This window comes from Marinobacter profundi (genome assembly GCF_002744715.1).
Lineage (GTDB): Bacteria > Pseudomonadota > Gammaproteobacteria > Pseudomonadales > Oleiphilaceae > Marinobacter > Marinobacter profundi.
In genome coordinates this window covers 180176-193929 of record NZ_KZ319369.1, presented here as the reverse complement: position 1 = coordinate 193929, position 13754 = coordinate 180176, and the positions used below count along the sequence as shown (strand labels likewise).

11 protein-coding genes are annotated in these 13754 nt (G+C 62.6%); 8 read left to right on the top strand and 3 right to left on the bottom strand.

Features of this window, described 5'->3' with window-relative positions:
- The first annotated feature begins 71 nt into the window (after positions 1 to 71).
- The 5 genes from CLH61_RS06405 (at position 72) to CLH61_RS06385 (ending at position 7276) form a co-directional block, all read left to right on the top strand.
- Positions 72 to 1256: a trans-sulfuration enzyme family protein gene (locus tag CLH61_RS06405; RefSeq protein ID WP_099613884.1), complete on the top strand. Its 1185-nt coding sequence runs from the start codon at positions 72 to 74 to the stop codon at positions 1254 to 1256.
- Positions 1257 to 1419: 163 nt separating this feature from the next.
- Complete coding sequence (gene trhA / locus CLH61_RS06400; RefSeq protein ID WP_099613883.1) at positions 1420 to 2085, top strand: PAQR family membrane homeostasis protein TrhA; 666 nt, start codon at positions 1420 to 1422, stop codon at positions 2083 to 2085.
- 138 nt (positions 2086 to 2223) lie between these two features.
- Positions 2224 to 2835: a TetR/AcrR family transcriptional regulator gene (locus CLH61_RS06395; protein ID WP_099613882.1), complete on the top strand. Its 612-nt coding sequence runs from the start codon at positions 2224 to 2226 to the stop codon at positions 2833 to 2835.
- Positions 2832 to 4190 (top strand): efflux RND transporter periplasmic adaptor subunit, encoded by a 1359-nt coding sequence (locus CLH61_RS06390; RefSeq protein WP_099613881.1) that lies wholly within the window; start codon positions 2832 to 2834, stop codon positions 4188 to 4190. Before CLH61_RS06395 ends, CLH61_RS06390 begins: the two co-directional genes overlap by 4 nt.
- Positions 4187 to 7276 carry an efflux RND transporter permease subunit gene (locus CLH61_RS06385; RefSeq protein ID WP_099613880.1) on the top strand — a complete coding sequence of 1030 codons (3090 nt, stop codon included), beginning with the start codon at positions 4187 to 4189 and terminating at the stop codon, positions 7274 to 7276. Before CLH61_RS06390 ends, CLH61_RS06385 begins: the two co-directional genes overlap by 4 nt.
- A gap of 38 nt (positions 7277 to 7314) precedes the next feature.
- On the opposite strand, the gene CLH61_RS06380 is transcribed toward CLH61_RS06385, so the two are convergent.
- Positions 7315 to 7878, bottom strand: coding sequence for a Yip1 family protein (locus CLH61_RS06380; RefSeq protein ID WP_099613879.1), 564 nt, complete (start codon positions 7876 to 7878; stop codon positions 7315 to 7317).
- A gap of 126 nt (positions 7879 to 8004) precedes the next feature.
- On the opposite strand from CLH61_RS06380, the gene CLH61_RS06375 reads away from it, so the two are divergent.
- From CLH61_RS06375 to CLH61_RS06365, 3 genes are all read left to right on the top strand, one after another.
- Positions 8005 to 8550, top strand: a complete 546-nt coding sequence (locus CLH61_RS06375; RefSeq protein ID WP_099613878.1) for a MarR family winged helix-turn-helix transcriptional regulator — start codon at positions 8005 to 8007, stop codon at positions 8548 to 8550.
- Positions 8528 to 9658: an NnrS family protein gene (locus CLH61_RS06370; RefSeq protein ID WP_099613877.1), complete on the top strand. Its 1131-nt coding sequence runs from the start codon at positions 8528 to 8530 to the stop codon at positions 9656 to 9658. The genes CLH61_RS06375 and CLH61_RS06370 overlap by 23 nt, the downstream gene beginning before the upstream one ends.
- A 274-nt stretch (positions 9659 to 9932) precedes the next feature.
- Positions 9933 to 11525, top strand: coding sequence for an MFS transporter (locus CLH61_RS06365; RefSeq protein WP_099613876.1), 1593 nt, complete (start codon positions 9933 to 9935; stop codon positions 11523 to 11525).
- A 45-nt stretch (positions 11526 to 11570) separates the two neighbouring features.
- Here CLH61_RS06365 and CLH61_RS06360 read toward each other — a convergent pair whose 3' ends face one another.
- Together CLH61_RS06360 and CLH61_RS06355 are read right to left on the bottom strand one after the other, a co-directional pair.
- On the bottom strand, positions 11571 to 12068 hold the full coding sequence (locus CLH61_RS06360; protein ID WP_099613875.1) for a DUF2703 domain-containing protein: 498 nt from the start codon (positions 12066 to 12068) through the stop codon (positions 11571 to 11573).
- A gap of 155 nt (positions 12069 to 12223) precedes the next feature.
- Positions 12224 to 13729, bottom strand: a complete 1506-nt coding sequence (locus tag CLH61_RS06355; protein WP_099613874.1) for an MFS transporter — start codon at positions 13727 to 13729, stop codon at positions 12224 to 12226.
- Between the last annotated feature and the right edge of the window lie 25 nt (positions 13730 to 13754).

The window sequence follows — 13754 nt, the reverse complement described above, 5'->3', positions numbered from 1 at the left end:
GCGGCGTTGCGGCGCCGGTAATGCCGCGACAACCCTGTTTTGACAGATCACCTGCAGCCCCTGGAGCAGCCATGAGCGATTCCGATGCCCTGAAACCAGCCACCCGCGCCATCCACAGTCAGTATCATCAGGATGCTTACGGCAGCCCATACACCCCGGTCTACAACACCACCACCTTCCGCTTTGACGCCACCGCAGACCTGCTGGATGTGGTCGAGGGGCGAGTCCGCGGCAACCTGTATACCCGCTGGGGAACCAACCCGACCATTACCGAACTGGAACACGCCCTTGCCGGCATGGAAGGAGCCGAGTCTGCACTGGCATTTGGCTCCGGTATGGCGGCCATTTCGGCGACCTTGCTGGCACACGGTCGCAAGGGCATTGTCTGTGTCGGAGATCTTTATGGCGGCACCCAGGAATTTCTGGTCCGCCAGTGCCAGCCCCTGGGGATCCCGGTGCGATTCCTGTTGCAGGCAGAACTGGAGCAACTGGAAAGCTGCCTGCCCGAGCCCGGCTGCCTGGTCTATTGCGAGACACCCGCCAACCCGACCCTCAGTATTCTGGATCTGCGGGACCTGGCCGCCCGCGCCCACCGCATGGGCGCCCTGCTGGCCGTAGACAATACCTTTGCGTCCCCGGTTAACCAGCGGCCACTATCCCTGGGCGCCGATCTGGTGGTTCACAGCGCCACCAAGTACCTCGGTGGTCACAGCGACCTCACCGCTGGCGCCCTGATGGCGAGCCAGCAAGCGGTGAACGCAGTTGCTGAGTGGCGCAAGAACCTGGGCCAGATCATTGCGCCGGAAACCGCTGCACTGCTGTCCCGCAGCCTGCGTACCCTGCCGCTGCGGATTCGCCAGCACAACAGCAATGCCCTGGCAGTGGCCCGGGCGATGGCGCAGAACCCCCATGTCCGCCAGGTACACTACCCAGGCCTGGAGAGCTTTCCCGGCCACAGCCTCGCCAGTCGCCAGATGGACGGTTTCGGCGGTATGGTCAGCATCGAGGTGAACGGGGATGGCCCGACCGCTGCAGCAGTGGCCGACAACCTGCAACTGTTCCTGCTGGCCACCAGTCTGGGCGGGCTGGAAAGCCTGGTTACCCAGCCCTGCACCACCAGCCATCACGGCCTGAGTGCGGAGGAGCGGCAGCGGCGGGGCATCAGTGACAGCATGCTGCGGCTGTCGGTCGGCCTGGAAGACCCCCAGGACCTGATCGCCGACCTGGAGCAGGCGCTGGCCAAAGCCTGCGGCTGACACTGCAGGGCGACCGACGCAGCGGCAGAGCGCCAGAAACCGGGACTTTTCGCGAAAGTGTCTTGTTTTCTGCACGCGGTCACAGAGATGGCGCCTTCAAGCTATTGCGTACACTTGTACGCTGAAGTACCTTGTGGCCAGATAATTCAGGGAGGCATCGGCCATGACCATTACCCAACCACCGGCTCAGTCGGTTCATCACCGTATTGAAGAGTGGATCAACAGCGCAACCCACGGTATTGGTGCGGTGTTGAGTGTGATCGGAACCGTTGCCCTGCTGGTGGGCGCCAGTCGCCTGGGCGACAGCTGGAAAATCATCAGCTTCAGCATTTTTGGTGCCTCTCTGATCCTGCTGTACCTGGCTTCGGCCCTTTACCACGGCGCCACCCGGCCGCAGCTGAGAACCCTGTTCAAGACCCTCGACCACTGCGCAATCTTCCTGTTGATTGCCGGTACCTATACCCCGTTTTTGCTGGTCAACCTGCGCGGCGCCACCGGCTGGACCTTGTTTGCGGTCATCTGGTCCCTTGCTTTGACCGGGGTAGTGCTCAAAGTGATTTTCAAGAACCGCTTCAAACTCGCCAGGGTTGGCATCTACGTCGCCATGGGCTGGCTGATTCTGTTTGCGTCTTCGGACCTGGTGCAGAACCTGAGCGAAACCGCCCTGCACCTCACCGTCGCAGGAGGCATTGTGTACACCGCCGGAGTCGCGTTCTATCTCGCCGACCGCATACCCTACATGCATGCCATCTGGCACCTGTTCGTGATAGGCGGCAGCGCCTGTCACTTCAGCGCCATCTACTTTGGGGTCCTGCCCCACATGGCCTGACCGGACGGGGTGACGGCCCACTCCTTCCCCTCGCCCGCCAGCCTGCCGATTAAGCAACAACGACACCGTTGAACCGTTGTCCTTCAGGAAAAACCGGCCTACACTAGAAAGCAATCAATTACTTTCTTTTGGTGCGCCATGTCCGATACCCGCCCCTACATCCGCTCCGAGCAACGCCAGTCCGACACCGTGGAAGCGGTGATCCGTCTTTGTGGTGAACGGGATCCGGCAACCCTCAGCACCGCAGCCATCGCCGAAGCCATCAACCTGAGTCAGGGGGCACTGTTCAAACACTTCCCCAACAAGAAGACCCTGTGGGAATCAGTCGCCCGCTGGGTGGCCCAGCAGCTGACCGGGCGGATTGCGGCCACCGCAGACGGGCACAGCTCACCGCTTGCCGGCCTGCGAGCCATGTTCCTTGCCCACGTGGATTTTATTGTTCGCCATCCCGGCGCGCCCCGGCTGATGCTGGGCGAACTGCAGAAACCGGACCAGAGCGCAGCCCGCACCGTTATCATGAACGCCATGACCATCTACCGTGGCCGCATTGGCCAGTTGCTGGAGACCGCCATGGCCGCGGGCGAAGTCCGTGCCGACCTCGATACCGATGCGGCGGCCGTGCTCTATCTGGGGGCCATCCAGGGTCTGGCCGTGCAGGCGCTGGTCAGTGGTGACATGGCAACAGCGGCCCAGGCCGCCCCCCGCGTACTCGACATTTTCCTTGCGGGCATACGGGAGCCACAGTCATGACTCGCCGGCAGCGCCTCGGGCTGCTTGCGGCGTTTGGTCTGGGCCTGGTTTTTATTGCCGTCATGGTGAACCTGCGACAGGGCCCGGCCCGGGACCTGGCCACCGTCGTCCCACAAGCCGTGCGGACCCTGGAGGTTACCGCGCTGCCGTTCCAGCTGGAAGCAAAGGGGTTCGGTAAAGTCAGTCCCGGCGATTCCTGGCAGGCGGTGGCCAGCGTGGGCGGCCAGATTACCTGGACCCATCCGGAGCTCTCCAGCGGCAACCTGATTCCCGCCGGCACCCGCTTGCTGGAAATCGACCCGTCACGCTTCGAGCTTGCCTTGGCGGCCGCCGAAGCCGATAGCGCCGCGGCCCGCGCCGAGCTCCAGCAACTGATACAAGAACAGGGCAATACCGAAAAACTGCTGGCGCTGGAACAACGCAGGTTGGCATTGGCAGAACGGGAGCTGGAACGGGCACAGACCCTGGCGGCACGGAATGCCCTGTCGGCGACCCGCCTGGACGAACAGGAGCGGGCAACCCTGCAGCAACGCCAGGCAGTACAGGCCCTGAGCAACCAGCTGGCGCTGGTACCGGCACGCCGCAGCCTGCTTGAAGCGCGGCTGGCCCGGGCCGAAGCCGCCCGGGACCAGGCCCGCCGGGACATTGCCGACACTCGCTTCGACGCCCCCTTCGATCTTCGCATTCATGACACCCGGGTCGAACGCTATCAGCAGGTCAACCCGGGGCAACCCCTGTTCACCGCCGACAGCATCGCCACCGCAGAGGCCGTCATTCAGATTCCGCTGGCCCAGATGCGCCAACTGCTGACAGCACTCACCCCGATCCGGCAGGAGGATGCCGATGGGTTCCCGGATCTGCACCGGCGCTTTGACCTTGACCGCATCGGCGCCAGCCTCAGCCTTGCCGGCGACCCTGCAACACGATGGCCGGCGCGGGTCATTCGCATTGCCAACGGCGTTGATCCGGCCACCCGCACACTCCAGGTGGTACTGGAAGTAACGGAGCCTTACCGCAATGCCAACCCGCCGCTCCAGCCACCTCTGGTGCGGGACATGTACGTCCACGGCATTCTTGACGTGGCCGCCGCAGAGCCTGTTGTGGTGGTGCCGGCAGCCAGCATCCACCAGGGTACGGCCTATGTGGTGGACGACGATAACCGGCTGGCCCGCCACCCGGTGACAACCGGCTGGACCCAGCGTGACCTGACCCTGGTCACCGCAGGCCTGGAAGTCGGTGACCGGCTGATTCTTGATGACCTGGTACCGGCGATAGACGGCACGCCACTGACGCCGGCGGAGGATGCCGATGCGCTGGCGCGGCTGCAGCAACTGGCCCGTGGAGCGCGGCCATGACCCGCTGGTTTGCGGCCCACCCCACCGCCAGCAACCTGCTGCTGATCCTGATCCTGGCAACCGGGGTGTTTGCAGCGCCAAACCTGACCCGTGAAACCTTTCCCGACTACCTGCCGCCGGAAGTCAGCATTACCATGGAATACCGCGGCGCTACTGCTGCGGACGTGGAGGAAACCCTGTGCCAGCGGCTCGATGACGCACTGCAGCGGGTCGATTACCTGAAGGAGTTCAGCTGCACTGCCCGCGACAACCAGGCCAGCGCCGTAGCCAGCATGGACGACCGCGGCGACATGGGCCGGTTTCTCGACGATCTTCGCACCGAAATCGAGGCCCTGACCGACCTGCCGGAACAGGCCGAGGCTGCGGTCATCCGCCAGCGCCACCGCACCGACCTGGTCGCCGCCGTGGCGGTATCCGGCCCCATGTCCTTCAACGACCTGGAAAGCTATGCCAGCCGCCTGGAAGACCGGCTGTTCCGGCTTCCCGGGGTAGCGGATGTGGTTACCCGCGGTCTCTCCCAGCGCCAGTGGCAGGTGGAAATCTCACGCCAGGCGTTGCGCCAGTATGGCCTCAGCATGACGGAAATTGCCGCCACCATTCGCCAACAGAACCTGGATATGCCACTGGGCACCCTGGAAACCCGCGGCCAGGACATCCAGCTGCGCTTTGTCGACCAGCGCCGCAGCCCCCGGGAACTCATGACCCTGGCCGTTATCAGCAGTGCCACCGGTGCGGTGCTGCAACTGGGTGACATTGCCACGGTGCGTGAAACTCATGAACGGGCCGAAGACAAGATCCTGTTCAATGACCAGCGAGCCATCATCCTGGAAGTTCACAAGAACCGCCACGAAGACGCCCTGCGGGTAATGGCGGCGCTGGAGGAGGTTGTTGATGCCGAGCGCACGCAGCAGCATGGCACGGTCAGCCTGGATATCACCCAGGACATGACCTCCATTGTCCGTGACCGGCTGCAGATGCTGGTCAGTAACGGTATTGTCGGTCTGCTGCTGGTCGGACTGGTGATGAGCCTGTTCTTCCGGCCGCGGCTCGCACTCTGGGCGCTGTTCGGCCTGCCGGCGGCCTTCGCCGGTGCCTTTGTGGTGATGGCCCTGACCGGGCTGTCCCTGAACATGATCACCCTGGTGGCCCTGCTGATGGCCATTGGCATTGTGATGGACGACTCGGTGGTCATCACCGACAACATTGCCGACACCGCGGCCGCTGGCTCATCACCGCTCCAGGCGGCGGTCAGCGGCACTACCGAAGTCCTGCCCGGCGTGCTGTCCTCCTTCCTGACGACGGTTTCGGTGTTCATTCCGCTGGCCTTCCTCGCCGGCGAGCTGGGCTCGGTACTCGAAGTGCTCCCGGTGGTGCTGATCGCCGCCCTGGCCGCCAGCCTGGTGGAGGCGTTCTGGATCCTGCCCCACCACCTGAAAGCCGGGCTTTCAGGTAACGCCGCCCCGCCAGAGCACTCCTGGCGCGCCCGTTTCAACCGGCGCTTCGAGCAGTTCCGCGAGCAGGTGGGCCGCAGCGCAGATGGCGCCATCCGCTACCGCTATCCGGTACTGGCAGCACTGCTCCTGCTGCTGTTCGGCTCCATCGGCTTCATGGCCGGTGGCCACGTCAAGATGGAGGCCATGCCGGAAATCGACGGTGACGTGCTCGAAGCCAGGCTCCTGATGCCCCAGGGCACGCCGCTCGCCCGGACCGAGCAGGTGGCCGGGCAGGTCGCCGCTGCCATGGGCCGGCTCAATGAGCAACTCAGCCCGCAGCAACCCGGCCAGCAACCGCTGGTAGAAAATCTGCAGATCCGCTTCAACCACAATCCTTCCGCCAATGAAACCGGGGGCCACGTCGCAACAGTATTGGTGGATCTGCTGACCGCCGAAAACCGGGCAACCACCCTGGCCGAACTGACCCGCCTCTGGTACCAGGCGGCCGGCGATATTCCCGGCATCCTGAGCCTCAATATCCAGGAACCGGGATTCGGCCCCGCCGGCATCCCCATCGAACTGCGCCTGCATGGCAACGACCTGACAGAGCTCAAACAGGCAGCTCAGCTGCTGACCGCCGAACTGGCTGCGTACCATGGCACGTTTAATGTCCTCGACGATCTGCGTCCCGGCAAACCCCAGCGGATCCTGACTTTGCGGGAGGGCGCCCTCGAAGCCGGGCTCAATGCCGCTGACGTGGCCAACCAGTTGCGCACCGGGTTACTGGGCGAGATCGTTGACACCATCCAGATTGATGACCAGCACATCGAATTGCTGGTGCGCCAGAGTGCAGAAGAGCGTGGCACCCGCGATTTCCTGCGGGATACCAGCATTACCAGCCGCACCGGCACCGCCATACCGCTGACCGAGGTGGTCGAAGTGACCGAGCGGCGCAACTGGGCCCAGATTACCCGCATTGACGGCCGCCGTACGGTAACCGTTACTGCGGACATAGACAGCCGCACCAGCAATGCCGCTGCCATCGTGGCTGACCTTCGTAAGCAGGTATTTCCGCAACTGGCTGACCGCTTCGAGGGGCTCGAGATTGTTATCGAAGGCCAGGTCGCCCGCTCGGAAGAAACCGGCAAGTCCATTGCCCGGGGACTGCTGATCGGATTACTGGGGATCTTCCTGATCCTGTCCTTCCAGTTCCGCAGTTACGTCGAGCCGCTGATCGTGATGCTGTCGATTCCGCTGGCCTTGCTCGGGTCGGTATGGGGGCATGTGCTGATGGGCTACAACCTGTCGATGCCGTCGCTGATTGGCGCCGCCTCACTGGCGGGGATCGTGGTCAATAACGCCATCCTGCTGGTGCAGTTCATCAAAGCCTACCGCCGGCAGGGGTTATCGGTCCGCGAGGCTGCCGGCCAGGCCAGCCGCGATCGTTTCCGCGCTATTTTCATCACCTCCGGTACCACCATTGCCGGGCTGCTGCCCCTGCTGGCGGAAACCAGCACCCAGGCCATGGCGGTGATTCCGCTGGTGATTTCGGTGGTGTTCGGGCTGCTGGCGTCTACGGTGCTGGTGCTGTTGGCGTTACCGGCGCTGTACGTGATGCTGGACGACCTGGGCATGACCCGACCGCAGGACTAGCCGGCCCGGTCGGGCCCGCCACGTTCCCGGTGCCGACGTCAGAACGCCCAGACCATCGCCATCAGCACGCCCCATGCCAGCAGCGAGGCGGCCATCACGGTGTAGGTCGCCGACATGGCCACCACATCATTGTCGCTGCGCTCACACAGGGCTCGCAGCCCCTGGTAAACCAGGGTGCATGAAAGCACCAGCGCCGCTGCCACGGCAATCACGCTCACCGCCAGTGCCGGCACCAGCAGTGCCAGCGATGACAGCCACAGGGGCAACGGGGCGACGGCGGCCAGCAAATAGGCATCGGGGTAGCTGATGGTCAGGTTGTGGCCCTCGACCACCGCATGGATCAGCCATCCCATCACGAAGAACGTCAGCAGCTCCGCGAGAAACAGGATGGTGGTGATGAAGCGCCATTCCTTGCCACCAAACCCGGCAATGAACTCATCGCCGTAGTGGGTTCCGGCATAATAGAGCAACACCGGAGGCAACAGGGACATCGGCACCACAATCAGCCACGCCAGCATCGGAATGGACAATTGCCGGCGCTGCAACTCCTCCCAGCCCCCCTTGGTGGTAAACGGCATTTTGATTAGATTCGTTACGTTCATGACCTTGCCCCCGCGGTAATCAGGTTGTCGTTGTCATCGGTCAGGGACAACGAATTTTCTATCATATTATGATATGTTTTCTTTTAATTTTTAGTTCGGCCGCTGCGGACTGTCAAGGAAGCCCGGATGACCTCGCGCAACTCTCCACTTAAACCCCACCTCGTCCCCCAGGATCAGGACGCCCCTGACCAGCCAGTCACAACGCTGGCGAAAAGCGATTTTGAGCGACTGTCCCACTTTCGCCACCGGCTGCGCTGTTTTCTGCGTCAGAGCGAGGACATTTGCCGCGATCACGGCGTGACGGCATTGCAGTACCAGTTACTGCTGCACCTGAAAGGCTTCGCGGAGCGTGAGTGGGCGACGGTGGGTGAGCTGTCCGAAAAACTTCAGGCCAAACACCATGGCACAGTGATGCTGATAGACCGCTGTGTTGACGCAGGGCTGGTGGAGCGGCGCTCTTCCCGCCACGACCGCCGGCGCATCGAGGTTCATCTGCTGCCCAGGGGGGCGCAGCTGACCGAACGGATTGCCGAGCTGCACCAACCGGAGCTGAACTATCTGCGTGAAGAGTTCAGCCTGCCCGGCTGGCCGGCTTCCCCGCCGCCATCGGGTAACGCTATGCCAGGGCGGGAGGCAGAAGGAGAGGCAGATGACAACCCGCGCGCCGACTAAACAGCCGGCTTTCTACTGGTTTTTCCCCGCCGCCAGCCTGCTGGCCGCCCTCCTTGTGCCGCTGTCGGTATGGTCGGGTGGCTCCGGCAGTGGCTGGCCGCCGGGTTTATTGGGTGCCGGTCATGGCCACGAGCTGATCTTCGGCTTCGCCCTGGCCCTGGTGGCCGGCTACACCCTCGGCCCGCAACCCCGCAGGATCCTGTTGCCACTGTTCGGGCTCTGGCTGCTGGCCCGGATGAGCTGGCTGGTACTACCGGGCAGCACAGCCGCCGGGATACTGAGCCCGGCCTTTGCCCTCACCCTCGCCTGGCTGGTGGTGCCTAGATTCAATGCTGCCAAGAAGTGGCGCAACAAACTCACCGGACCGCTGATCCTGCTGATCTGCCTGCTTGCCGCCGGCTACTGGCTGATCGGGCTCGTTGACTGGCGCCCCGGCGGCCTGCTGCCGGACCAGAGACAGCTGATGCAGGGCACCGTGCTCGGCCTGCTGTTGCTGATGACGTTCATGGGGGGCCGGATCATCGCCCCGGCGGTGGCGGGTACCCTGGAAAAGAAGGGCATTGCCCTCGAAGCCCGGGTGCAGCCACGGCTTGAGGGTGCGCTACTGGTACTGCTGAGCGGGGCCCTGGCCCTGACACTGATTTCCCCAGGTCGGCCGCTGGCCGGGGCGTTACTGGTGGCGGCAGCAGCCCTGATCGTTGCCCGCACCCTGCGCTGGCAGCTGTGGCGTTGTCCGGAACGCCCGGACCTGCTGGTTTTCGGTATCGGTTACCTGTGGCTGGCCGCGGGCAGCCTGCTGACTGGCATTGCCCTGCTGACCGCGGCGCCGCTGGCGCCGGCGCTGCACCTCATCACGGTGGCCGCCCTTGGCACCCTGTCCACCAGCGTCATGCTGCGGCTGGCCTGGCAGCGCTCGCAACGCTGTTTCCCCCCCGCCAGTCGGGTACTGCCGCTGGCTGCTGCGCTGTCCGGCGCCGGCATCACCCGTTACCTGGCCGGTGCGACGCCATTCGCCGAACCCGCCCTGCTGTGGCTGTCGGCCGGGCTCTGGAGCGTCGCCTATCTTGCGGTGACATTCGACCTTATCAACCTGATCCGGCGGGCGTAACGCCGCCGGCAATGATTGGCTACCTCCACTGCCCCTGCCAGCCCCAGAGCTACCCAATTGGGGATATTACCGTCGCATCTCTATGTTTTTAAAAGACAAAAATCGATCCCCGCAAGACCCTGCCCACACCGAAAAACGGCACCTTAACCAACCATCATTTTCCTTGAGTTATATCAAGATTGACCCCTCCCCTGCCTTTGCACAATGAGCAGGTGAAGCCCAAGATCCGCTCTGACCGGCGGCTCCGGGCACGTTAACCGAGGGAGTCAATACCATGGCTAAAACCAACGCCGACATTGAACACTGGGATGTCGAAAACGAAGATTTCTGGGAACGGGAAGGCAAGCGCGTTGCCACCCGCAACCTGTGGATTTCCATACCCAGCCTGCTGATGGGTTTTGCCATCTGGCTGATGTGGGGAATGATCACCACCCAGATGAAAAACCTGGGCTTCCCGTTCTCCGTTGAGCAGCTCTTTACCCTGTCAGCGATTGCCGGCCTGTCCGGTGCCACGCTGCGGATCCCGGCGTCGTTCATGATCAAGATCGCCGGCGGCCGCAACACGGTATTCCTGACCACCGCATTACTGATGATCCCGGCGCTGGGCACCGGCATTGCCCTGATGAATCCCGAGACGCCGTTCATCGTGTTCCAGGCCCTCGCCCTGCTCTCCGGCATCGGCGGCGGCAACTTTGCCTGCTCCATGAGCAACATCAGCGCCTTCTACCCGAAGAGCAAGCAGGGTTATGGCCTCGGCATGAATGCCGGCCTGGGCAACTTTGGTGTTACCACCATGCAGATCCTGATTCCGCTGGTGATGACCGTCGGCATTTTTGGCGCCATCGCCGGCGATCCGCTGGCCCTGCAAAGCCCGAGCGGCACCCTGATCGGCCGCATCGAAGCCGGCACCAACACCTGGATCCAGAACGCGGGCTTCATCTGGTTGGTTTTCCTGATTCCGCTGGCCTTTGCCGGCTGGTTCGGCATGAACAACCTCAAAGTAGTCACCCCCAACCCGGGTAATCCGATGTCGGCCTTCGGCAAGATCCTTGGCCTTTATGGCGTAGGCATCCTGACCTCCATTGCCGGCGTATGGGCGCTGTCGATCATGAACATGTGGCTGGCCCTGCCGCTGACCATCATCTTGACCGTGGTGTTGCTGCGGCTGATTCCCGGCGACATCAAGCCCAATATCAAGAAGCAGTTTGAGATCTTCGGCAACAAGCACACCTGGTCAATGACGGTGCTTTACATCCTGACCTTCGGCTCGTTCATCGGCTTCTCCGCCGCACTGCCGCTGTCCATCAGCGTTATCTTTGGCAACATGATGGAAGTCGCCGCAGATGGCACCATGACCCGGGTAGTCAACCCGGACGCCCCAAGCGCCCTGACCTGGGCCTGGATGGGACCGTTCGTGGGCGCGCTGATCCGCCCGGTAGGTGGCTGGATATCCGATAAGATGGGCGGCTCGATTGTGACCCAGATTATCTCGGTGGTGATGGTTGTCGCCTCCGTAGCGACCGGTTACGTGATGATGCTGGCCTACAACTCCACCGACCCGAACAGCTACTTTGCCCTGTTCCTGATCCTGTTCATCATCATGTTCGCCGCCAGCGGCATTGGTAATGGCTCCACCTTCCGCAGCATCGGCTTCATCTTCGACCAGCAACAGAAAGGACCGGTGCTTGGCTGGACCTCTGCCATCGCCGCCTACGGTGCATTCATTGCGCCACGGGTCATGGGCCAGCAAATCCAGGCTGGCACTCCGGAAGTGGCGATGTACGGCTTTGCGGTGTTCTACGCCGTCTGCCTCTTCGTCAACTGGTGGTTCTACCTGCGCAAGGACGCCTACATCAAGAATCCCTGACCCATACCGGCAACCGGCTTCAGCAATGAAGCCGGTTTTTTTGTATCAGCTGCCGCCAGCCTTACCACAACCCACTGCCGCGGATGGCGCCGGGCAACACCCGCCGGACGATGGTTCAGGCGCCTCCGGCTCACAGCACGTCTCGCCGGACGAGTTCTGCAACAGCTCGGCAGCGGCCATTAATCCGGCCCGGATAATCAGCTCCACCGGGATGGCTTCGAAGGTTTGGCCATCGACGGTCAAGGTACGGCAATCGGCATTGCCGCACGCGGCACAACACCTGCTTTGGCCGGTTGTCGCCGACAGCCATTGCTCGAGGGGCTTGTTACCGATCCAGATACGATTGGATTCCAGTGGTCCCTCGTGGAATTCAGCGGAGCTCAGGGCTTCCTTGCTCACCGTAACGTCGATACCCAGCCCCTGCAAAGCCTGCTTTAACTGGTGCACGGCTGCTGTCACCGCGGCCTCGGTCATCCCGCAACGGTCACAGGTCTCGCCCTGCTGGTTCACCAGGCGTTGCCAACGAATCTGCAGTGTCTTCATCGTCTCCTCCCACCGGCAATCAACTCGTGGATCCCCACTCGATCGGCCGGCTAACCGTTTCAGAATAGCAGCGCTTTGATCGGGAGGTGTACCGGGCAGATAACAAAAAAGGCCCGCCGGGATTGCTCCGGGCGGGCCTGGTTCAGCGGCAGGGATCAGCTGGCGGGCGCTGCCGCCTGACGGAGGCGCTCTTCTTCCTCGATCTGGCGATCCACCGAGGAGACGTGGTACTCGTCCGAGAACCCGCTCTCCGGCTCCTTGAGCCACATCATGCACAGCAGCCAGCTGACGAACGCACCACCGGCGATGATATAGAAGAACTGGGTGGGGGTGACAAAGGTGAAGATGGTGAGGTACACCACCGCCCCGACGTTGCCGTAGGCACCCGCCATCCCGGAAATCTGGCCGGTGAGACGACGCTTGATGGAGGGGATGATGCCGAAGGTGGCACCTTCCGCACCCTGCACAAAGAACGAGGTAAACACGGTAATGCCGACGGCAATGATCAGCGGCCAGTTGGAATTCATCAGTCCCATCAGGGCGAAACCCACGGAGATGCCGAACATGTAGCTGAGCATGACGAACCGGCGGTTACCCATGCGGTCCGAAACCAGGCCACCCATCGGGCGTGCCACCAGGTTGACGAAGGCAAAGGACGCCGCGATCAGGCCGGCGGCGGTGGCGCTCAGGCTCCAGGTTTCCTCGAAGAACATGGGCAACATGGAAACCACCGCCAGTTCCGCACCAAAATTGGCGAAGTAGGTGCTGTTGAGCGCCGCCACACTGTTGAACGGGTATTTGTCGTCCTCCGGTACACCCTTGCGGAGAATCGGCACATTCACCCGCAGGATCTGGACAATCTGGTAGCAGACGATGGCAACAATCACCGCGTAACAGATCACCGCACCGGTGATGCTCAGGTACCCCATGTTCTGGATCCGCCAGACCAGAATGGCCAGCACGCCCACCAGAGGAATGGTCCACAGGATGAGCTTGATCATGTCACCCCAGGAGCTGACTTCCAGCGCCACCGCCTTGCGGGGCTTGCGGTGCACGGAGCCCACAGGGCCGTCGGTAATGGCGAACCAGTAGTAAACCCCGTAAGCCGCCATCACGAAAGCGCTCTGGGCAATTGCCCAGCGCCAGCCATCGTCTCCACCGTACATGTGCAGGGCGATGGTTGGCAGCGAGATGGCCGCCGCTGCAGAACCGAAATTACCCCAGCCGGCATAGAAGCCCTCGGCAAAGCCGATGTCCTTGGGTTTGAACCACATGGCGGTCATGTGGATACCCACCACAAAGCTGGCACCGATCGAGCTGAGTACCAGGCGACTGACCAGTAACTGGGTCATGGTGTTACCGAAGGCAAACACCAGTGCAGGAATCGACATGACGACCATCAGCACGGAGAACACCCGCCGCGGGCCAAACCGGTCAAGCGCCATCCCCACGATAATGCGCGCCGGAATGGTCAGTGCCACGTTGCAGATGGCAAACAGGCGGAGGTCATCGGAGGTCAGCCAGTCCACGCTCTTGAGCATGCTGGACGCCAGCGGGGCCATGTTGAACCACACGTAGAAGGTAATGAAGAACGCAATCCAGGTCAGGTGCAGGGCCCTGATCTCGGCATTCTTGAAATGGAAAACATCTGCGACTTTCATGTCAGCCTCCCGGGGCTATCAAAGA